Origin of the sequence: Rhodococcus sp. MS16, assembly GCF_013277795.1 — a bacterium.
GTDB lineage: Bacteria > Actinomycetota > Actinomycetes > Mycobacteriales > Mycobacteriaceae > Rhodococcus_F > Rhodococcus_F globerula.
Genome location: NZ_VBTM01000020.1, coordinates 99561 through 120080, shown reverse-complemented (window position 1 = coordinate 120080; position 20520 = coordinate 99561). Strand labels below are relative to the sequence as shown.

The following is a 20520-nucleotide window of genomic DNA, read 5'->3' as shown; positions in this document are numbered from 1 at the left end:
CGATCAGGTCCTGTCCATCACGTCGAGGCCGAAGGCGAGGGCAAGGTTCTCCGGCCGAAGCACGGTATCGGGGTCGGAATGGACCAGTACCTTCCGCATGAGAAGTACCGCTTCGTCACACAGTTTCGGAACCGCGTGGAGGTCATGCGTCGAGACCAGAATCGACCGTCCGTCGGCCGCCAGTTCCCGAAGAAGTGTGGAAATAGTTGCCTCGGAACGCTTGTCGACGCCCGCAAAAGGCTCGTCGAGCAACAGGATCGACGCGTCCTGCGCAATGCCGCGCGCAACAAACGCGCGCTTCTTCTGACCACCGGACAACTGCCCGATCTGGCGGTCCGCGAATTCTGTCAGTTGCACTCGCTCCAGAGCGTGGGCAACAGCATCTCGATCAGCGCGTCGTGGACGCCGGGTAAACCCCATGTGACCGTACCGGCCCATCATCACCACGTCGCGAACACTGATCGGAAAACTCCAGTCGACGTCCTCGCTCTGCGGAACGTATCCGACATACCCCTTCTTTCGGGCCACCACCGCCTCGATGCCGGCGATACGCACAGACCCGCTGTCCGGCTTGATCATTCCCATGATCACCTTGAACAACGTCGACTTTCCCGAGCCGTTCATCCCGATCAGGCCACACACGCTGCCCGAGTTCAGCATCAGGTCGACATGCTCGAGCGCATGCACGTCGCCGTAGTGGACGCTGACGTTCTCGACGCGGATCGCTTCGCTCATGACGTGCCTCCGGTGAGTCCGCCGAGGATGACGTCGGTGTCGTGACGAATCATGTCCAGGTACGTGGGCACGGGGCCGTCTGCTTCGGACAACGAGTCGACGTACAGAGTGCCGCCGAATTTCGCTCCCGTTGCGCCGACGACCTGCTGCATCGGGGCATCCGAGACCGTCGACTCGCAGAACACCGCGGGAACGGCGTTGGCCCGGACGAAGTCGATGGCCGCAATGATCTGTTGCGGGGTGGCTTGCTGCTCGGCGTTGACGGGCCAGATGTACGCCTCACTGAGCCCGGCATCTCGGGTGAGGTAGGAGAACGCGCCCTCACAGCTCACCAGCGCGCGTTGACCGGCAGGCAGCGTTGCCAGTCCGCTGACCAGCCGATCCTGCACCGATTGGAGTTCCGCCTTGTACTTCGCCCCGTTCTCGGCAAATGCTGCTGCATTATCCGGATCAAGATCGCTGAATGCGGCCACCATGTTGTCGACGTAGATCTGTGTGTTCAACGGCGACATCCACGCATGCGGATTGGGCTTGCCCGCATAGGCGTCACCAGCGATGGGAATGCCCTCGACGCCCTCACTCACCACGACGTGCGGCACGTCGAGGCCGTCGACGAACTTGGCGAACCACGCTTCGAGATTCATGCCGTTGTCGAGGATCAAATCGGCCTCGTTGGCACGACGAATGTCACCGGGAGTCGGTTCGTATCCGTGGATCTCGGCTCCGGCCTTGGTGATCGACTCGACGCGAAGATTGTCGCCCGCGACGTTCTGCGCGATGTCCGAGAGGACGGTGAACGTCGTCAGTACTACCGGGCGGTCATCGTCGGCGGAGTTCACCGCAGAGCATCCAGCGAGGAACACTGCCGCCAGAGCAACAATCCCCAGGCGGCGGTAGTTTTTCGCGTCGCGAGTCGTCATAGTAAAACTCTAATGTCAGGGCTATCAAATACACAAGTTCGGGTAGCCGAACAATCATGGGTCGTTAAGCTCATCCCATGCGTCCTACTGCCTTGATCACCGGTTCCAGCCGCGGCCTCGGAGCTGCGATAGCGCGCGAACTCGCACCGACCCACGACCTGGTGCTCGGCGCCCGTTCTGCGGCTTCCCTCGAGGCGATCACCGCCGAACTGCCCGGTTCCACATCGTGGCCCGTCGACCTCACCGATTACGACGCCGTCGCCGCATCCGTTCCCGTCAACAAGCTGAATGTCCTGGTCCACAATGCCGGTATCGCGGATCTCGGGACCATCGAGGAATCCTCGGTCGATCAGTGGCGGCGCACATTCGAGGCCAATGTCATCGCCGTAGCCGAACTGACTCGCGTACTCCTTCCCGCTCTCCGTGCCGGCGGCGGTCACGTCGTGCTGATCAACTCCGGCGCCGGACTGCGCGCCAATGCCGGCTGGGGATCGTACGCAGCCAGCAAGTTTGCACTCCGGGCGTTCGGCGACGCATTGCGGCTCGAGGAACCGTCGTTGCGCGTGACGTCCATCCACCCGGGCAGAATCGACACCGATATGCAGCGCGAGATTGTTGCCGGGGAGGGCGGAAACTACGAACCGAGCAGCTTCCTGAAGGCCTCCACTGTGGCACGTGCGGTGCGCACTGCCGTCGAAACTCCCGCCGACGCTCATCCGACGGAGGTAGTTCTCCGACCTACCGGCCGGTAAAACTCCTGTTCGACGGTAACAGAATGGTGACGATCGACCCCTGGATATCGCTTTCTCGCAACGCGCCCCGATACTGACATCAGTTGTAGGACAAGGACGTTGAAAGGTGGAGCGCAATGAATAATCATACGGACAAGTGGGAATTTTCGACTGAACCTTGCCGCGCGCGATACGTCGCCGCCACCCACGGCGCGTTGGCGATCGCCCGCCCCCTGACGCCTGCTGAAATGGGCATCCTGACCGACAGCGGGGGGTGGGGAGGATGAGCACCTACGCAGCCGACACCTGGGGAATTCCCAGCCAGACCTTCCTGCAGTGGTACCTCGTAGCCGCTGCAGTCGCTGTTGGACTGTCTCTCTACAGCCGAATGGCAGCACGCCGGTCACCAACAGTTGTCGACGCGGTTCGACGGCCACTGACGCCCCCCGAAGTCGGTGCTCTGACGAGCGACTACCAGGCTATCCTTGCCTCGATGGCAATACTGCGCAGCGCCGATCTCATCACCACCGCCGGGAAAGCCGCACGAGTCCTGACCAAGGAGGACAAGGGCCGCCTGGACTGGTTCACCCGCACTCTCCACAAGCGGCTCGGCAGCGGCACAGTACCGCTACGTCAAGTGCGCCTGCTCGGGCGGATGAATGTCGCGCTCGCCCAACTCCGTACTGGACTGATCGACGGGGGCTACCTTCAGCGCCCGCAGCAGGGCGTCGACGCACTCTTGCGGACCACCCCTCTGGTCGCAGTCATCGGCCTCGGTGTGGTTCGGTTGATCTTCGGCGTGGCCGGCGGCAAGCCCGTCGGATTCCTGCTTCTGACGATCATCGTGTTGGCAGCGTTGATTCCGTTGCTACGCATCAATCGTCGACGCACTGCGTTAGGTGAAAGCGAACTGCGTCGACTCAAGCATGAGAACTCGTACCTCTCGCCCAAACTGCGGCCGTCGTTCACGAGCTACGGGCCATCTCTCGCCGGGTTGTCGGCAGCCCTGTTCGGTTCCGGCGCACTGGTTCTGGTTGATCCCGCTTTGGCAGGAGCTGTGGCTGCCGGCGCGGCGTACAGCCCCGGCGGTGGAGGCTCGAGTTCCCACAGTTGCGGCTCGTTCTCGGGTTCGGATGGTGGCGGTAGCAGCAGCAGTTGTGGAGGCGGGGGGTGCGGAGGATGAACGCCTACGCCGCCGACACCTGGGGAATCCCCAGCCGAGAATTCCTGTACGGCTACATCATTGTCGCGATCACGCTGGTGATTCTGACCGTCTTGTGGCGCTTGACGCTTCGAGCACGCCAGGTCCCCGTCGACTTCATCGATCAGCTCACCCCACCCGAAGTCGGCATGCTCACGGGTGAGGCCCGCGCTATCGCAGCATCGTTGGCAATCCTGCGCGGCGCCGATCTGATCACGATCGACGGCGCGATTCTACGGCGGCTGGGACCAGGTGACGCGACACTCGATTGGTACACCCGCACGGTCTACGACAAGTTGGCTGAGCACGCCTCACCCCACCGTCGACGCCAACTCGCCGAACGAATGACCGTGGAATCGGCTCAGCTGCGGAACTCACTGGTGGACAAGGGATATCTGACGGCACCTAGTACGCGGCGGTCGATCTGGCTCGCCACTCTTCCCCTGAAAATCCTGGTGGCAGTCGGAGTTGCGAGAATCGTGTTCGGGGTAGTGGGCGACAAGCCCTTCGAGTTCCTGCTTCTCGCTGTGATCGCCACCGGCTTCATGATCCCCGTCCTCGGATTGACGTTCGATCGCACAGCATCAGGCAACGCGGCGCGGTCTGCGTTGACGAAGTCTCACGACTACCTCGCTCCACGCAACAAACCCGCGTTCTCCGCCTACGGACCACGATTGGCCGGCATGTCCGCGGCGCTCTTCGCGGGATCGGCATTCCTGATGATCAATCCGGCGCTGGCGTCCGCAGCGGGAATCGGCGCCGACGGAGGAAGCAGTGGAGGCGGCGACGGCAGCGGAAGTAGTTGTGGCGGTGGCGGTGGCGGATGTGGTGGCGGCGGCGGAGGGTGCGGGGGATGACTCTCCACGGCCTGGGAATCGGATGGCGCCCCGAGATCTCGGGGATCATCGCTCAGCTGGACGGCCTCGCGTTCTGTGAGGTGATTGCGGAATCCCTCGGCAGTTCACTGCCGCCCGAACTGGAACGGCTAGCCGTTCCGGTTATCCCACACGGCATTTCCCTGTCGCTGGGTGGCGCGGACCCGCTCGATCCTCGGCGCGTCGAGCACCTGGCCCAGGTAGCCGGGCTGCGCGGCGTGCCGATGGTCAGTGAGCACATCGCGTTTGTCCGCGCCGGCGGCATCGAAGCGGGGCACCTGTTGCCGGTTCCCCGGACGTACGAGGCTCTGGATGTCCTGACGCGCAACATCACCCACGCCCAGGAGAATCTCCCCGTACCACTCGCGGTGGAGAACATCGCGGCTCTCTTCGACTGGCCGGACGACGAACTCACCGAGGCCGAGTTTCTGTCGGAACTGATCGAACGCACCGAGGTTCGGTTGGTACTCGACATCGCGAATGTCTACGCGAATTCGCTCAACCGTGGCCTGGATGCATGGACCGAATTGTGCCGACTACCCCTGGAACACATTGCGTATTGCCATATCGCCGGTGGCAGCGTGCACGACGGCAAGTACCACGACACCCACACCGATCCCGTTCCCCGGCAGGTCGTGGAACTGCTCGAGCAATTCACCGCGGCAGGGCACCATCCCGCGATCATGCTCGAGCGGGACGGTAATTACCCACCAGCGCACGAACTTCTGGGCGAACTCGATGCCATAGCCGATGCTGCAGGACTGCGTCGTATCACCGCGAATACCGAGTGGTCACGCACATGAGCAGCCTCGGAGCACGTCAAGAGGCCCTGATACGGGCGTTGGTCGCGGGCGGTGAATTACCGCCGGGATTCAATGCAGCGGACACCACTGTCGCGTCGGTGGCCCTGATTCGCAAGCGCGCCGGAGAAGTGGCGCACCACCTTCCGATGGTGCGCCACACCCTTGGCGATCGATATCTCGAGTTGTTCACGGCCTGGGCCGTCGGGCGACCGAAGACGTCGTCACATGCCGACGCCCAAGCGTTTGTCGCCCACCTGCAGGACAGCGGCGAACTGCCGCGCCGGCCCTGGTATCGACGGTTACCAGTTCAGTATCGACGGTTACGTCAGTGAGACAACGGCTTCACTGGTGTACATGAGGAATGTCATCGACTCCTGGAAGTACAGTTCCACCGATTCGGCATCATGCGACAGATATCCGATCGACAGATCCTGCCCGATGTGCAACTCGTAATCGCCACCGCGCGTGGACATCAGGAACGCACCGTCGATAGCCGGAGCCCAGATGATGTCGCCGTCGAGCACCCGCCTGATGTGCTCGCGAATCGGGTAGCCGTGGTCGGAGGTTTCATTGATCTGAGTGAACGCATCTGCGTTGAGCAGCAACGAATACGGGCCGTTGACCCCGGCCAGACGCAACGCCGTGAGAGCCTGGCTGATGGCCTCGGGGTAATCCTTGGCGTCGGCGGGCAGCTTCAGTTCAGGGTTGGAACCACTCGCGCGCACACCCGTGATATTTGCCGCCGGGTATCCCTCGAACACGGCACGATCCTCGGCAAAGGCGATCTTCTGAGCCGCGTCCTTGACCGGCTGCCAATCGGAATCCTTTGCGCCGCGCTCGACGTCGTCGATTGCCTGGCGGCTGACGGTGAACGGCACCCTCAGTTCGATGATCGGCTGCGACTGACGAGCGTGTGCGATCACCCCGTCCGCGAGTGAACTGATCGGAACCTGATGCCCCAACGCAACACAGGCAAGATCGTCGCCCGACGGACCCTCGACGTCGACAACCCGGCGGCCGGCAACGTGACGCTTGAAGGTGCGGCTGGCTTCTTCTTCGATCTCGGCCCACGCTGCTGCCGAAATGGGTGCTAGGTCGCGGTGCAGGTTTGTCATTGCTGGGCACTCCTTTTGAGACTGCCGATTCCGAGAGAACCGTCAGAGATGGGCTTTGTGAACGTTGCTTCGGGGACGAGCCTGGCCGGCACGTCCGGTGGATCGTCGAGAAAATCCGCCGTCGGAACGAAGAAATTGATACCGGTGACGGCGGTCGAGAAATCGAGAATGCGGTCGTAGTTGCCGACGGGATTCCCGATGAACATATTGCGGAGCATCTGCTCGGTGACCGTCGGCGATGCCGAGTAACCGATGAAGTAGGTGCCCATCTCCGCCGAGCCGACATGGCCGAACGGCATGTTGTCACGCAGAATCTGGATCTGCTCGCCAGATTCGTCCTCGATGACGGTAAGTGCGGTGTGAGCGTTGGAAGGCTTGGTGTCGTCGTCCATCTCGAGGTCTTCGAGCTTGGAGCGTCCGATGACGTTCTCCTGCTCCTCAACGGGCAGAGCGTTCCACTCCGACATGTCGTGGAGATACTTCTGGACGATGACGTAGCTGCTGCCCGCGAACTCCGGATCCTCGTCGCCGACTGTGACCGCGACATATGCCGCTTGTCCGGACGGGTTCTCGGTGCCGTCCACGAACCCCATCAGATCGCGCTGCTCGAAATACTTGAATCCGTGCACCTCGTCGACCACGGAAGCCGCCCCGGCCAACCTCGTCGTCACAACCGAAGCGAACTCGAAGCACAGATCCATCTGACGGGCCCGGATGTGGAACAGCAGGTCACCCGGCGTGCGGGGAGCGTGGTGTTTGTCACCCGTCAGCTCGACAAACGGATGCAGTTCCGCAGGTCGCGGGCCCTCGAACAATCGGTCCCAAGCATCCGAACCGATGCCGACCACGGTGGCCAAGCCACCTGCGGGAACCCGGAATCCGATGGATCGCTGCAGCCCCGAGATATCAGCCAGAACGTCGTGAACTGCCTGCTCACCACCCTCGTCGATGGTGAAAACCAGGAAGATCGCAGCCTCCGTGAGCGGCGTCAGCAGTGGCTGGGGTACCGCGGGCAGGCTTGTCCCAGCTCTCTCGGCCTCGTCGATCGCACTCGTTTCCGCCATGCAGACCAGTATGGCCGATTTGGACACTCCCGGCAGCAGTAGTCGAGAAGTCCGACTTACGGTGTCGCCGCCTGAGCACCCGCGTCGAATCCCGCCGGAATCTCGAAGATCTTTCCGTCGAACCCGGCCCGGTAGAGGTGTCCGGCCGCAAATCCGGAATTGCCGCGCCCGTAGGTCAACACGCTCGATGCCTGAAGTCCACTGGTGAGCGCGCAGTACTGACCGGGGCCGTCGATACGCCACACCTCACCGCTGATGTCCGTGGGGACGATCGCGCGGTCATGCGAATCCAACGTCAAACCATCTGGGGCTGAGAATATTTCGAGACCACCGAGATCAACCAGCGACTCCGAATAGCCCGGATTGTCGACGGAGATGCGGCTGACCCCCGGATTGGCAAACGTGCGCGATACGTAAAGCCAGCGATTGTCGGCACTCAATGCGGCCCCGTTAGCACTCGGGAGGCTCGCCCACGCCGGGTCTACGGCGCCGTTGGGGCTGACCTTTCCGATCAGCGAACCAAAATCGTTGGTGGCATAGATCGTTCCGTCATGTGCCACGGCAAGGCCGTTTGCAGCACTCAGACCACCGGCAACGGGGGTCACCGCGCCTGAGTTCACATCAACGCGCGCAACCGAAGCGCCCCGCGTCAGATCACCGATCAACACGCTCGCGTTCGCTCCTGTGCCCACCAGCAGTGAACCGTCCGGGCTCCACGCGAGTGCGCCCGCACCGCCGGGAACCGTCGCGATCGGGACTGCTGCCGCACCCGGCGCGTCGACTCGGAAGATTCGCCCACTCACCAGGTCTGTCGCGTACAGGCGACCATGCCCGTCCACGGTGACACCCTCGAGGGCCGCGCCCGGAATCTGGGCGCTGAGGATTGCGGGGGACGATCCAGGGCAGGGCGGAGCGGCGGCGGCACCGGACACACCCAGAGCCAGAAGCGAACCGGCAACAAGAGCACCGGTGATACCCACTCGAATACCGCGATCGAAGATCCTGGTGCGCATCTGCGCAACGCTAGACCTTCGGCCCGATTTCGCCTAGAGAGACCGAAGGAAAGAGATCAAAAGTTCATTGACCTCGGCAGCACGTTCTTGTTGTACGAAGTGCCCCGCGCCGCCGAGAAGGTGCACACCTCGCAAGTCGGGGACGGTGTCCTTCATGCGGTCCAATGCCTTGGGGCCGCTCATCGCGATGACCGGATCCTCGGCGCCCGCGACGAAGAGCGTCGGGACGTTGATGTGAGCGCCGTCCAAATCCGCACTGCGTTCCCAATTGGCGTCGTAGGCTCGGTACCAGCTCAATCCTCCAGTGAATCCTGTTGCAGTAAAAGTCTTTACGTAGACATCGAAGTCCTCTTCCGTGAGCCACGACCACGGCAACGCGGGCGCCTCGGGGAGTACGTCCAGATAGCCGTTTCCCTCGGAGGGGTGATCCCACACATCGAGGTATCGATAGGCACCGGACAAAGCGTGGAAGAGTCGCTGCAGGAATTCACGCGGCTGGGCGTCGAGTTCCCGCTCCGCCACACCTGGTTCTTGGAAGTAGTGGATGTGCAGAAAGTGCTTGCGCGCCATGGCGGCGTAGATTGTGGACGGCCTGGCCGGAAAGCGGTCCGGCGCATAGGGAACCGCCAAGGAGACCAGCCCCGCAACACGATCCGGGTAGCGCAGAGCGGTGGTCCACGCAGCCGGTGCGCCAAAATCGTGACCGACAAAGACGGCTTTGTCGATTCCGAGAGCGTCGAGAAGCGCGATCATCCGGGCGGCGACCGCGTCGTTGGTGTATTCGTCGATCGCATCGGGGCGTGTAGTGCCGCCGTAACCGGGCATGTCGAGCGCGATCGCCCGAAAACCCGCGTCTGCCAAGGCCGTCGACTGATGTCGATAGCTGTAGCCGAGGCCAGGGAAGCCGTGACACAGAACCACAGCTGTCCCTGAACCGGAATCGTCCATCTGCCAACGGAATCCGTCGACATCAATCGTCTTCACCGTCATGTCAGGCGCTGATCATGTCTTCCTGGTTCCAGAATGCGCGCATCGACAGGATCTTTCCGTCGTCGTCGAAGGTCATGACGTCGATGGGCGCGATGGTCAGCGTCTGCTCACCGAGCTTGGTGATCAGCGAGAAGTGGAAGGCCGCTTCGTTTCCGGCAATGCGGAGGGTGTGCAGGTGAGCTTCCTGGTCGAAGTTCTCGATCACGGAGTAGAACTCGAGAATGGACTCGCGGGTGGTGCGCACGTCGGAACCAACCGGGTCTTCGACCGTTGCACCCTCGGCATACAGGGCCACAACCTGGGCGGCAGTGCCCGTGGCGACTGTCTCGATGTAGGCGTCGACGGTCTTGCGGATTACCTCTGCGGACGGTGCCATGGTCTACCCCTCGTAGTTAGAACAGGTTCTAATTCTGAGGATAACCTACGTCTCTGATCCACGGGTCAGGTTTCGAGCACCTTGCGCAGGCGAGCCTTCTTCCGGTTCTCCCGCACGATCCAGACGACATCGGTGTCGTCCGACGCCTCCAGGGAGACGAATGCCGGCAGGGCGTTCTCCGGATCCGCCGCGACCGCGACGCTCCAGCAGTATCCGAGCGCCTGCCGGAGAGCACGTGTGTCGGCGTCACGACGGGAATCAGCTGGTTGCGAGACGATCCACTCGGTAGCGTCTCGGCACACCCGGACGGCCAGCACAGCGTTGGTCTTGTCCTTCAGCAGCCGCGGCTCGCAGATCCCGGCAGCCGCTGCGCGCAGCGTCAATGGATGGGTGGAGCGTGCCCACTGCTCGATGATCGCCCGGAACAATTCCGGATCCGTGTCGCCTATCGCCTGAACGGCCATCGCGGCAGCTTCACGTGCACGCCACGAAGCACTGGTGGTTGCCTCCGTCAGACTGTCCAGGACAGCCTCGTCGCGCGAACGAACAAGGATGAATCCGAACCCGACGATCCCACAGCAGCGGATGTATTCGTCTTCGGACTCCACCGCCTGCAGGATGTCGTCGCTGTCGGCGCCGCGCGCGAACTCGAGCATGAGCGCGAGGTTCGCGCGCGGGCCGGGCAATCCTGAACGCTCCTGCAGATAACTCCACAGTTCATCGCCGTCCAGATCCGCGAACGTCATGGGAGTCCTTTCGTCGGTACACCCAATCCTGTCAGCCCGGATCTACACGCGCAGCGTGTCCGCTCAGTGAGCAGGTAGGAGGGACGTCTCCTGCGCCGCGCCGTCTTCTGCGCCGATCTGGACGATGTTTCGCGGCAGGAACACAGCTGCGATCGCGCCGAGAACTGCTGCAGCAGCGCCGATCAGGAACGCGATACGCATGCCCTCGTCGGTGTAGAACACAGCGCCCTCCATCGCCATCGCGATGTGCGAGTTCAAGACCGTGAAGGCGATGACGGGAAGCACTGCGGGGAAGATGCTCTGGAAGACCGCGACCATGCTCGCCGTGGTCGCCTGCAACTGCGGCGGCACTGCTTCGATGAGCAGGTTCGGAATCGACGCGTAGCCCATACCCATACCGACGCCGAAGATTCCGGCAAAGATGATGAGCAGCGGCCTGTTGTCGTGGATGGTCGCTGTCAAGGTGAACCCGACCGCCATGAGGGTCATGCCGATGATCATCAGCAGACGAGGTCGGATGTTGCGGCCAACGAGGAAGCCGACGATCAAGCCACCGACCACTACCATGCCGCCCAGAGGTGCCTGGAAGATCGCGAATCCTTCTGCCGTGACGCCGAATCCGTATCCCAACCCGAGGACTGCTGGGGTCATCACCATCATCGGTAGCAGAATCGTGAATACGCCCGAAGCGCCGTAGCAGAACCCTGCGCCGACGGCAGTGAGCATCACCGAACGCTTACCGAAGTAGCGCAGGTCGATCAGCGGCTCACGGATGGCGCGAGCAGAGGCCACCCACGCGATCAGTAGCGCGACGCCGCCGATCAGATAAGCCAGCGTCGAACCACTCGTCCAGCCCCAGGTCGGACCGAAGCTGACGCCGATCAGAATTCCTGCGATACCCGATCCGAGGAGCGCCGCACCGATCAGATCGACCGACGAGCGTAGTCGCACAGCAGATTCCGCCGTCGAAGCGAAGATCATGCCGCCAAGGATTATCAACCCGACGAAGAAGAACCAGAAGATGCTCCGGAAACCGTGGTTGTCGATCAACCAACCCGTGAGGAACGGCGCCGGAATAGCGATCAGACCCATACCGGAAGTTGCGATACTGACAGCCAGCGCAACAGTTTTCGGCGGAAACACATCTCGAATGAGGGAGTAGCTCAAGAACAAGCATGGAACGAGCAGACCCGTCAGCGCCCGGCCCAGAATCAGGACGGCATAGCTCGGCGCGATCGCCGAGATGAAGGATCCGACTGCTGCACCCGCAACCGCCAGAAGCAGGATTTTTCGCTTGCCGTACATATCTGCCAGCTTGCCGAGCAGTGGCGACGCAACCGCACCCAGCAGCAGGAACGACGTCAGCAGCCAGGCTCCCTGCGTCGTTTGATAGTGCACCGAAATTGCGGGCAACGCCGTGGAAATCATCATGTAGCTCACTGCGAGCATTTCCAGGAGTAGAACGATTGACGCCAGCGAGAACACCAGTCGCGGAGTCCACCGCTCCGGTATCGATGTCGGTTCGGACAGACTGGGAGACGAACCGGAGCTGTGGATATCAGACGCCATGGCTGGAGATCCTTTCGGGAAATCTGCGAATTCGATTGACCCCCTGTCGAATACAGCCAACCGGGGGCCTTGCTGGGAAGTGCGGTGAACGACAGCTACCGATCTCGGTAACGTGTTACCTGCATCACAGCCCTCGCGTCGAACGCGCGCTACGTCGTGTTCCGCGGAGCGGGACAATCAGGACAACGACTGAACGGCAGCCTCAATCGCGAGCCTGGCAGTGACTGAATTGTGAGCCAAGGCAACGATTTCCAGGTCGAACTGGATGCCGAAGTATTCGGCGGTCTTGGCTAATGGAATACCGACCACCCAGTACTTGACGATGACGCTCAGCGGCCATCCCGATCGTGTCGTCGGATTCAAGACAAAAAAGTGCGCCCTTCTGGTAGCCGGAACTACCAAAAGGGCGCACGGGGCCGAAGGCCCTAGAGGACGATGTTCACCATCTTGCCGGGCACGACGATCACCTTGCGGGGCGCATTGCCCTCGAGCAGGGCAACGATCTTCTCGTCGGCCAGGGCGATCTCCTCGACAGCCTTGCGATCGGCATCCGCCGGGACGCTGATGCGGCTACGCACCTTGCCGTTGACCTGGATCGGGTACTCGACGGTGTCCTCGACGAGCCACTTCTCCTCGACAGCCGGGAAGGGCCCGTGTGCAAGGGATTCCGTGTGACCGAGGCGTGACCACAGCTCTTCTGCGAGGTGCGGTGCCAAGGGAGCGAGCATCAGCACCAGCGGTTCGACGGCGGAGCGCGGAGCGCCGCCGGGGAAGGCCTTGGTGAGGTGGTTGTTGTACTCGATCAGCTTGGCGGCCGCAGTGTTGTCGCGCAGTGCGGTGTAATCCTCGCTGACACCGGCGATTGCCTTGTTGAGTGCACGAAGCGTCTCTTCGCCCGGGGCGTCGTCGGTGACGCGGGGCTTGCCGGTCTCCTCGTCGATGACAACACGCCACACGCGCTGCAGGAAGCGCGAAGCACCGACGACGTCCTTGGTCGCCCAGGGACGCGAGGTGTCCAGCGGACCCATCGACATCTCGTACACACGGAGAGTGTCCGCACCGAATTCGGCGCAGATCTCGTCCGGCGCAACGGCATTCTTCAGGCTCTTGCCCATCTTGCCGTACTCACGGTTGACCTCGGCGCCGTCGTAGAAGTACTTGCCGTCCTTCTCGACGACCTCTTCGGCGGGCACGTAGACGCCACGGGCATCGGTGTACGCGAAGGCCTGGATGTAGCCCTGGTTGTACAGGCGACGGTACGGCTCGCTCGAGGACACATAGCCCAGGTCGAAGAGCACCTTGTGCCAGAACCGCGAGTACAGCAGGTGCAGCACCGCGTGCTCGACGCCGCCGACGTAGAGGTCGACTCCACCGGGATCGTTGGGGCCGTGCAGCTCCGGACGCGGGCCCGTCCAGTAGGCCTCGTTCTGCGGATCGCAGAACGTGTCCTGGTTGGTGGGGTCGATGTAGCGCAGCTGGTACCACGAGCTACCGGCCCACTGCGGCATGACGTTGGTGTCGCGGTGGTAGGTCTGCAGGCCGTCGCCGAGGTCGAGTTCGACGTTGACCCAGTCGGTTGCCTTGTTCAGCGGGGGAGAGGGCTCTGAGTTGGCGTCGTCCGGATCGAAGGACACGGGTGCGTAGTCCTCGACCTCCGGAAGAACCACCGGCAGAGCCGAATCCGGTAGAGCATGCGCGTTTCCGGCAGCGTCGTACACGATCGGGAAAGGCTCGCCCCAGTAACGCTGACGCGCGAAGAGCCAGTCGCGCAGCTTGTACTGGATGGTGCCCTTGCCGTGACCGGACTCCTCGAGCTTGCTGATGACGGTGGCCTTGGCCTCAGCCACGTCCAGACCGTCGAGGTAGTCGGAATTCACCAGAGCGCCGTCACCGGAGTACGCGGCCTCCGAAACATCGCCGCCGGCAATAACTTCGAGAATATCGAGACCGAAAGCGTTGGCGAACTCCCAGTCACGGTGATCGTGTCCCGGAACAGCCATGATCGCGCCGGTACCGTAGGCGGTCAGAACGTAATCGGCGATGAAGACCGGAACCTTGTGGCCGTTGACGGGGTTGATCGCGTAGGAACCGAGGAAGACGCCGGTCTTCTCCTTGTTTTCCTGACGCTCCAGGTCCGTCTTGGCAGCGATCGACTTACGGTATGCCGCAACAGCTTCCGCAGGAGTGGTGGCGCCACCGGTCCAGCGTGCGTCGACGCCTTCCGGCCATTCTTCGGCAACAAGCTTGTCGACCAGATCGTGCTCGGGAGCCAGCGTCACGTACGTGGCACCGAACAACGTGTCGGGACGCGTCGTGAACACGTCGATGCCGTATTCACCTGCCGCAAAGGTAACTTCGGCGCCGTACGAGCGGCCGATCCAGTTGCGCTGCATGGCCTTGACCTTGTCCGGCCAATCCAGGTATTCGAGATCGTCGACCAGGCGGTCGGAGTACGCGGTGATGCGCATCATCCACTGCTGGAGGTGCTTGCGGAAGACGGGGAAGTTGCCGCGGTCGCTACGACCGTCGGCAGTGACCTCTTCGTTGGCCAGAACGGTACCCAGACCGGGGCACCAGTTCACCATCGAATCGGACTGGTAGACAAGGCGGTACGAGTCCACAACCTTGGCCTTCTCGGCCACGGTCAGAGAAGCCCAGTCGCGGCCGTCGTCGACAGCGCGCTCACCGGACTCGAACTCGGCTTCCAGCTCCGAGATACGACGGGCCTTGCCGGCCGCCTTGTCGTACCACGCGCCGTGGATCTGCAGGAAGATCCACTGCGTCCAGTGATAGAAGTCGACATCCGTCGTCGCCAGGCTACGACGCTCGTCATGGCCCAGGCCCAGGCGTCGGAGCTGACGCTTCATGTTGGCGATATTCGCCTCGGTGGTCGTGCGCGGGTGGGTACCCGTCTGCACGGCGTACTGCTCGGCCGGCAGACCGAAGGCGTCGTAGCCGAGGGTGTGCAGGACGTTGCGGCCGTGCATGCGATGGAAGCGCGCAAAGACGTCGGTGGCGATGTAGCCGAGCGGGTGGCCGACGTGCAGACCCGAACCCGAGGGGTACGGGAACATGTCCTGAACGAACAGCTTGTCGGCGGGCACGCCGTCGGGGGAGGACAGCGGACCGACTGGATTGGGCGCGTTGAACGTGCCCTCCTCGCTCCAGCGGTCCTGCCAGCGCTGCTCGATCTGGCCGGCAAGCTCCGCGGTGTAGCGGTGCTGCGGGGTGGCGTCGACTGGTGAATCGGGGGACTGCGGAGACTCGGTCACTGTGGTCGCTATCTACTTGGCTGCCGTTGAATACCGTTAACCAGGGTAGAGCCTGCGCCACCCGGGCATACCATCAACTCCACTCGCGCCTATCCTGTATGGGTGATCGTTGTTGCTGTAGTGCTGTTCGTGCTCGCTCTTGCCGTTGGTGGAGTCGCTGTTGCCGGACTGATCGGCAAGCTTCCGCGTAACCGCTGGGCGGGCATCCGGACCCCGGATACGTTGCGAAGCGAAGAATCGTTTGCGCTCGCCAACAAGGTGGCAGGCCCGACGATGGCCGCTGCGGCAGGCCTCCTCGTTCTCGGTGGCATCGGCGCGTTGACGATGAGCACCGCCATGGGCCTCGGCATCGCTCTTGTCGCCGTGGTGGGCGCAGTGTTCACCGCTGGTTTCGGCGGCAGCATCGGCGCCCGAGCGGCCGCAGCCCTGCCCGAGCAGAGCGGTTGCGGCAACGACTGCAACTGCGGACACACCGAAGAACCCGCGGCCGAAACCCCCGAAGCCAAGGCAAATGCCGCCGACTGCGGCACCGGCTCCTGCGGTGCCTGCTCGCTCAAGGATGCTTGCCAGCCGACTCATTGATTCACGTGAAACATCGTGTAATCGATCCCGCCGGGGCATTCTTCGGTCTCCTTATCCCCGTGCTGTGCGCGCTCGGTGGCGTTGTACTCACAACACTGTGGGACACCCGGCTCCCCGACAAGATCGCCACGCACTGGTCCATGACGTCGGCCGACGGCTTTGCGACACCCACGACCAGCGCGTGGACGTTTGCTCTGCTGACCATTCTGTTCGGCGCCGGACTCTCGGCAATCGCAGCTCTCGCACCCGCGATGCTGATGATGCGTCGATTCATGATCGTCCTCGGCCTGATCGTGGTGGGCATCATCACCGGTGGCCAGGTCGCATCGCTCCACGCTCAACTCGACGTGGTCGACCCGTCGTCCGTTCCCGCGCCCATCGGAGCCCTCGCGGCTGGAGCGCTCGGAGGATGCGTCGTCGGCCTGCTCGGAGCGTCGTTGCTACGCGACTATCGCCAGCGCACCGCGGCGACAGAAGCTCCGAACCGCGCTCTGCCCCGAAGCGACGCTGCACTGCCCATCACCGACGACGTCGGGTTCTCCACCAAGGGTTCCGTGATCTTCGGACTGATCATGGCGGCGCCCGGAATCATCCTCGGCTTGGTCAGCTCCGTCTGGTTCTTGGCACTGTTCCTCGTGCTTGCCGTGTTCTGCGTGACCCTCGTTCGCTTCCGCGTTGTTGTCGACACCACCGAGATCAAGGTGTTCAACATGGGCATGCCTGCCATGACCTACGGCGTCGACGAGGTTGTCGGTGCCAAGGTCGCGGAGATCAAACCATTTGCGGATTTCGGCGGCTGGGGACTCAAGAGCAAGGGGCGTCGCAACTACGGCATCGTCACGCGCACCGGCCCCGCAGTCGTCATTACTTTTGCGGGCGGCGACAAGCTCACCGTCACCACCCCGAAAGCCGACGACATCGCCGGCGCATTGAACAGCCTCGCCGACGCCCGGAGCAGTTAATCGATCGCGCTCGTCCCGATCGCTTCCTTCGTCTTCTCGAGATAGCCACACGCGGCACTGCGGGCTCTGTTGACATCTCGGTCCTCGATGGCTGCCGCGACACCTCGGTGATGCAGCGACGTCAATGACGGCGGGTGCACGCCTTCCGTCACGTTGTAGGTGGCTCGGACGGTTTCGAGGATGCCGGCAAACAATTCCTTCAGAACCGGATTGTGTGCGGCCTCGACAACCGCGATGTGGAAGCCGAGATCGACCTCGACAAAATCGTCCCCGGCGTGGTCTCGCTTCTCCGCCAGCTCATGCAGAATCCGGACGTCCTCGTCCGTGCGCCGCTCGCACGCCAATCGGACCGCCTCGACCTCGAGCGCCCGACGCACCTCGAAGACGTACGTCATCTCTTCGACCGCGGCGTGGCGGCCCAGCAGACCGCCGATGTCCGTCCGCGCGCGGACGAAGGTGCCCGATCCCCGCCGGATCTCGAGCACACCCGTAGATGTCAGGGTCTTGATTGCCTCTCGGACAGTGTTCCGCCCGACGCCCAGGACGCTCATCAGCTCCGGCTCCGTCGGGATGCGATTGCCGACGGTCCACGAACCATCCGCGATCTGCGCACGCATCCACTCGAGGGATTGTTCGTACGCCGATTCCTTGCGAACCACTGTCATCTGCCCATCCTCACAGCTTTTGCGCCATTCGCGCCATTCGTTCCACTCCCTTACGATACGTAGGACGACCCATGTATTTGAGGAGGGGCTTCCCACGTCCACGACAGCACTCACCGCGCAAACCGCAACCCGCCGGACCAATCGACACTTCTACGGTGTCGGCTACGTCCTCACCGTGATCCTGCTCGGCGCGAACATGCCCACCTCCGTCTACGGGCTCTACCGCAGCGAGTTCGGATTCACGCCCACAATCCAGACGCTCATCTACGGCGTCTACGTCGCTGGGTTGGTGCCGGCACTGCTGTTCTTCGGCCCACTCTCCGACTTTCTCGGCCGACGCGCCGTGCTCCTGATGTCACTGGCTTTGAGCGTCGCCGGAACGCTTGTCCTCGCTTTTGCCGACGCCACCGTCTGGCTGTTTCTCGGTCGGATCGCACAAGGAATTGCAGTGGGCGCAGTCAGCGCCGCCGGTAGCGCGGCGCTCGTTGAACAGGAGCCGACGTTCGATCACCGTCGCGCAGCTCTCGTCTCCACTGTGACGGGTGCGCTCGGGGGCGCGCTGGGACCGCTCGTCTCGGGCGCAATTGCGCAATACCTGCCCCAACCGCTGCGCCTGCCGTACCTGATTTTCCTTGTCGCGTTTGTTCCCGCCCTGATCGTTCTGTTGCTGCTGCCGCGCGGCACAAGGACCGCTCGCCCGAAGAGCCTGTTCCAGATTCCCCGAGTTCCCGCGGTAATCCAGCAAACGTTCTGGCTCAGTTCACTTGCTGTGGCGCTCTCCTGGGGAGCGGTCGGCCTGTTCCAATCCGTAGTCCCGTCCTGGATGACCAGCTTGCTCGGGATCAACAATCTTCTACTTGCCGGCGGCGCTGCCGCACTGGTCATGATCTGCTCCGTGATCGCTCAACTCGGTGGCAGCCGGATGGACCCCCGCGCGTCCACGATCGTCGGTCTCGGAATTCTGGCTCTCGGGATGATCGGGTTGCTTGTCGTCGATATCGTTCCGAGCCTCGCACTGCTGAGCGTTGTCACCATTGTGGTCGGCGCCGGGCACGGATTGGTGTTTGCCGGCGGCATGAAACGAGTCAACGCCGCGGCGCGAGCACACGCCCGCGAAAGCCACGGCGCGATCCTCGCGGCGTTCTTTACCGTCAGTTACGCGGGGTTGGCGATACCGTCCATTCTCGCGGGCATCGCCATCACCGTCCAAGGGATGCAGACCGCGATAATCGAACTGTCGATCATCGGAGCACTCTTGTGCCTGGTCATGATGACCTTCAACGCCCGCGCAGCACGTCGTTATCCTTAGCCAGGTGAAGTTTCTCAGCAGGTTCTACATCGACGGGTTCATCCTCGGCATCATCATCGCCGCAGTGCTCGGAAGTGTGTTCCCGGTATCGGGCACCGCTGAGACAGTGCTCGACTGGGCCACCAAGATCGCCATCGGCTTCCTGTTCCTGCTCTACGGCGCCCGCCTCTCGCCGCAGGAAGCCTGGAAGGGCGTCAAACACTGGCGGCTGCACAGCGTCGTGTTGGCGTCGACGTTTATCCTGTTCCCCTTGATCGGCCTGGCACTGCGATTCCTGTCGCCGACGCTGATCAGCGACGAGCTGTACACCGGCATCCTCTACATGTGCCTGGTCCCGTCGACGGTTCAGTCGTCGATCGCCTTCACGTCAATTGCCAAGGGAAACGTTGCGGGCGCGATCGTCAGTGCGTCGTTCTCCAACCTGATCGGCGTCTTCATCACCCCGCTGCTGGTGGTTCTCCTGATGAACACCACAGGCGAGGCAACCGTCGATTTCTCGTCGATCCTCGACATCGTCGTGCAGTTGCTGATCCCGTTCATCATTGGCCAGCTGATCCGGCCACTGGTAATCGGCTGGCTTCAAAAGTACGCAGAGCCAACAAAGTTCGTCGACCGCGGGTCCATCCTTCTGGTTGTCTTTGCCGCCTTCAGCGAGAGCATGAAGGAAGGCATCTGGAGCACCATCACGATCTGGCAGATCCTGATCCTGGTGGCGGTGTGCTGCGTGATCCTCGCGGTGGTGCTTGCGGTGACAACCTTCGCGGGGCGCAGGCTCGGCTTCGATCTAGCCGATCAGATCGTCATCATCTTCTGCGGATCGAAGAAATCCTTGGCGACGGGCCTGCCGATGGCGGCTGTCCTGTTCGCGGGTCAGCCTGTCGGCCTGATCGTGTTGCCGCTGATGATCTTCCATCAAATCCAGCTGATCGTGTGTGCCGCGCTGGCGCAACGCTTCGCGAACCGGGATCCCATCAGAGTTGGTTAGATCAGTTCCGCTCAACCTCGATGGGATGAGTGGCCAGCATGGCCAGCGGCAAGGGCTGGCGTCGTAGCACCCGGGCCCACACATCGATCCGCGACGGCGTCACAACGTCCGACGGCAAGGAAGCGGTCACCATCCAGTCGTCACGCTCGAGTTCCGAATCAAGCTGCCCAACAGTCCAACCCGAATACCCGGCGAAGATACGAATTCCCTCGACCAGCGGAGCAATCACGTTGGGATCGGAATCCAGATCCACCATCACCACCTTGCCGTCGACGCGCCGCAAACCCGCGACACCGTCGATGATTGCCCCGTTGCGCGCGGTGCCGAGACACAGTGCGGAATCGCGTTTCACCGGCCCGCCGACGTACAGGGCCGACGGATTGGCGGCCAGCGGCGCCCACTGCGGAAGGACCTTCTGCACGGTCGTCTCGCTCGGCCGATTGATCACGACGCCAAGACTTCCCGCGTCGTTGTGTTCGATCATGTAGATGACGGTGCGGCGGAACGCAGGTTCAACGAGGTCGGTGGACGACACCAACAAGCTGCCTGGCCCAACCTCGGGTTCGATCCAGGCCATACGGTCTTCGGGTTCTTCTGCGTGCGACAC

At 62.6% G+C, this 20520-nt stretch carries 23 protein-coding genes; 10 read left to right on the top strand and 13 right to left on the bottom strand.

Going from position 1 to position 20520, the window contains the following annotated elements; translation table 11 throughout:
* Positions 1–3: 3 nt before the first annotated feature.
* A complete protein-coding gene (locus FEZ60_RS30105; protein ID WP_172937759.1) occupies positions 4–735 on the bottom strand; it encodes a metal ABC transporter ATP-binding protein in 732 nt (243 codons plus the stop codon).
* Positions 732–1655 carry a metal ABC transporter substrate-binding protein gene (locus FEZ60_RS30100; RefSeq protein WP_092805261.1) on the bottom strand — a complete coding sequence of 308 codons (924 nt, stop codon included), beginning with the start codon at positions 1653–1655 and terminating at the stop codon, positions 732–734. The genes FEZ60_RS30105 and FEZ60_RS30100 overlap by 4 nt, the downstream gene beginning before the upstream one ends.
* Positions 1656–1732: 77 nt before the next feature.
* Between FEZ60_RS30100 and FEZ60_RS30095 the strand changes: the two genes are divergently transcribed.
* The 6 genes from FEZ60_RS30095 (at position 1733) to FEZ60_RS30070 (ending at position 5597) form a co-directional block, all read left to right on the top strand.
* A complete protein-coding gene (locus FEZ60_RS30095; protein WP_045066016.1) occupies positions 1733–2407 on the top strand; it encodes an SDR family oxidoreductase in 675 nt (224 codons plus the stop codon).
* 116 nt (positions 2408–2523) lie between these two features.
* Positions 2524–2673 (top strand): hypothetical protein, encoded by a 150-nt coding sequence (locus tag FEZ60_RS30090; protein WP_155276689.1) that lies wholly within the window; start codon positions 2524–2526, stop codon positions 2671–2673.
* On the top strand, positions 2670–3569 hold the full coding sequence (locus tag FEZ60_RS30085; RefSeq protein WP_033235268.1) for a TIGR04222 domain-containing membrane protein: 900 nt from the start codon (positions 2670–2672) through the stop codon (positions 3567–3569). Before FEZ60_RS30090 ends, FEZ60_RS30085 begins: the two co-directional genes overlap by 4 nt.
* Entirely contained in the window at positions 3566–4444 is an 879-nt protein-coding gene (locus FEZ60_RS30080; RefSeq protein WP_172937758.1) for a TIGR04222 domain-containing membrane protein, read from the top strand. Before FEZ60_RS30085 ends, FEZ60_RS30080 begins: the two co-directional genes overlap by 4 nt.
* On the top strand, positions 4441–5265 hold the full coding sequence (locus FEZ60_RS30075) for a DUF692 domain-containing protein (protein ID WP_172937757.1): 825 nt from the start codon (positions 4441–4443) through the stop codon (positions 5263–5265). The genes FEZ60_RS30080 and FEZ60_RS30075 overlap by 4 nt, the downstream gene beginning before the upstream one ends.
* Positions 5262–5597 carry a hypothetical protein gene (locus tag FEZ60_RS30070; RefSeq protein WP_095887527.1) on the top strand — a complete coding sequence of 112 codons (336 nt, stop codon included), beginning with the start codon at positions 5262–5264 and terminating at the stop codon, positions 5595–5597. The genes FEZ60_RS30075 and FEZ60_RS30070 overlap by 4 nt, the downstream gene beginning before the upstream one ends.
* Here FEZ60_RS30070 and FEZ60_RS30065 read toward each other — a convergent pair.
* The 9 genes from FEZ60_RS30065 to leuS form a co-directional block, all read right to left on the bottom strand.
* Positions 5586–6380, bottom strand: a complete 795-nt coding sequence (locus FEZ60_RS30065; protein ID WP_033235271.1) for a family 1 encapsulin nanocompartment shell protein — start codon at positions 6378–6380, stop codon at positions 5586–5588. The genes FEZ60_RS30070 and FEZ60_RS30065 overlap by 12 nt on opposite strands.
* Positions 6377–7444: a Dyp-type peroxidase gene (locus tag FEZ60_RS30060; RefSeq protein ID WP_095888072.1), complete on the bottom strand. Its 1068-nt coding sequence runs from the start codon at positions 7442–7444 to the stop codon at positions 6377–6379. Before FEZ60_RS30060 ends, FEZ60_RS30065 begins: the two co-directional genes overlap by 4 nt.
* Positions 7445–7500: 56 nt before the next feature.
* Positions 7501–8457, bottom strand: coding sequence for an SMP-30/gluconolactonase/LRE family protein (locus tag FEZ60_RS30055; protein ID WP_172937756.1), 957 nt, complete (start codon positions 8455–8457; stop codon positions 7501–7503).
* Positions 8458–8490: 33 nt separating this feature from the next.
* Positions 8491–9447: an alpha/beta hydrolase gene (locus tag FEZ60_RS30050; RefSeq protein ID WP_141485294.1), complete on the bottom strand. Its 957-nt coding sequence runs from the start codon at positions 9445–9447 to the stop codon at positions 8491–8493.
* 1 nt (position 9448) lies between these two features.
* On the bottom strand, positions 9449–9823 hold the full coding sequence (locus FEZ60_RS30045; RefSeq protein WP_033235274.1) for a nuclear transport factor 2 family protein: 375 nt from the start codon (positions 9821–9823) through the stop codon (positions 9449–9451).
* Between the two features lie 65 nt (positions 9824–9888).
* The gene (locus FEZ60_RS30040) at positions 9889–10569 is read right to left on the bottom strand and encodes a hypothetical protein (protein WP_172937755.1); all 681 of its coding nucleotides are present in this window, start codon (positions 10567–10569) and stop codon (positions 9889–9891) included.
* A gap of 63 nt (positions 10570–10632) precedes the next feature.
* Positions 10633–12138: an MFS transporter gene (locus tag FEZ60_RS30035; protein WP_242484910.1), complete on the bottom strand. Its 1506-nt coding sequence runs from the start codon at positions 12136–12138 to the stop codon at positions 10633–10635.
* A gap of 177 nt (positions 12139–12315) precedes the next feature.
* The gene (locus tag FEZ60_RS30030; protein WP_033235276.1) at positions 12316–12501 is read right to left on the bottom strand and encodes a hypothetical protein; all 186 of its coding nucleotides are present in this window, start codon (positions 12499–12501) and stop codon (positions 12316–12318) included.
* 62 nt (positions 12502–12563) lie between these two features.
* Positions 12564–15410 (bottom strand): leucine--tRNA ligase, encoded by a 2847-nt coding sequence (leuS, locus tag FEZ60_RS30025; RefSeq protein WP_172937754.1) that lies wholly within the window; start codon positions 15408–15410, stop codon positions 12564–12566.
* Between the two features lie 102 nt (positions 15411–15512).
* On the opposite strand from leuS, the gene FEZ60_RS30020 reads away from it, so the two are divergent.
* Together FEZ60_RS30020 and FEZ60_RS30015 are read left to right on the top strand one after the other, a co-directional pair.
* Complete coding sequence (locus tag FEZ60_RS30020) at positions 15513–15992, top strand: SdpI family protein (protein WP_045066030.1); 480 nt, start codon at positions 15513–15515, stop codon at positions 15990–15992.
* A 5-nt stretch (positions 15993–15997) separates the two neighbouring features.
* Positions 15998–16954 carry a DUF1648 domain-containing protein gene (locus FEZ60_RS30015; protein WP_172937753.1) on the top strand — a complete coding sequence of 319 codons (957 nt, stop codon included), beginning with the start codon at positions 15998–16000 and terminating at the stop codon, positions 16952–16954.
* Here the strand turns inward: FEZ60_RS30015 and FEZ60_RS30010 are convergent.
* Positions 16951–17619 (bottom strand): FadR/GntR family transcriptional regulator, encoded by a 669-nt coding sequence (locus FEZ60_RS30010; RefSeq protein ID WP_172937752.1) that lies wholly within the window; start codon positions 17617–17619, stop codon positions 16951–16953. The genes FEZ60_RS30015 and FEZ60_RS30010 overlap by 4 nt on opposite strands.
* A 175-nt stretch (positions 17620–17794) precedes the next feature.
* Between FEZ60_RS30010 and FEZ60_RS30005 the strand changes: the two genes are divergently transcribed.
* Both FEZ60_RS30005 and FEZ60_RS30000 read left to right on the top strand, forming a co-directional pair.
* Positions 17795–18928 (top strand): MFS transporter, encoded by a 1134-nt coding sequence (locus FEZ60_RS30005; RefSeq protein WP_308811199.1) that lies wholly within the window; start codon positions 17795–17797, stop codon positions 18926–18928.
* A 4-nt stretch (positions 18929–18932) separates the two neighbouring features.
* The gene (locus FEZ60_RS30000) at positions 18933–19913 is read left to right on the top strand and encodes a bile acid:sodium symporter family protein (RefSeq protein WP_141485301.1); all 981 of its coding nucleotides are present in this window, start codon (positions 18933–18935) and stop codon (positions 19911–19913) included.
* A gap of 1 nt (position 19914) precedes the next feature.
* On the opposite strand, the gene FEZ60_RS29995 is transcribed toward FEZ60_RS30000, so the two are convergent.
* Entirely contained in the window at positions 19915–20520 is a 606-nt protein-coding gene (locus FEZ60_RS29995) for a YqgE/AlgH family protein (protein ID WP_172937751.1), read from the bottom strand.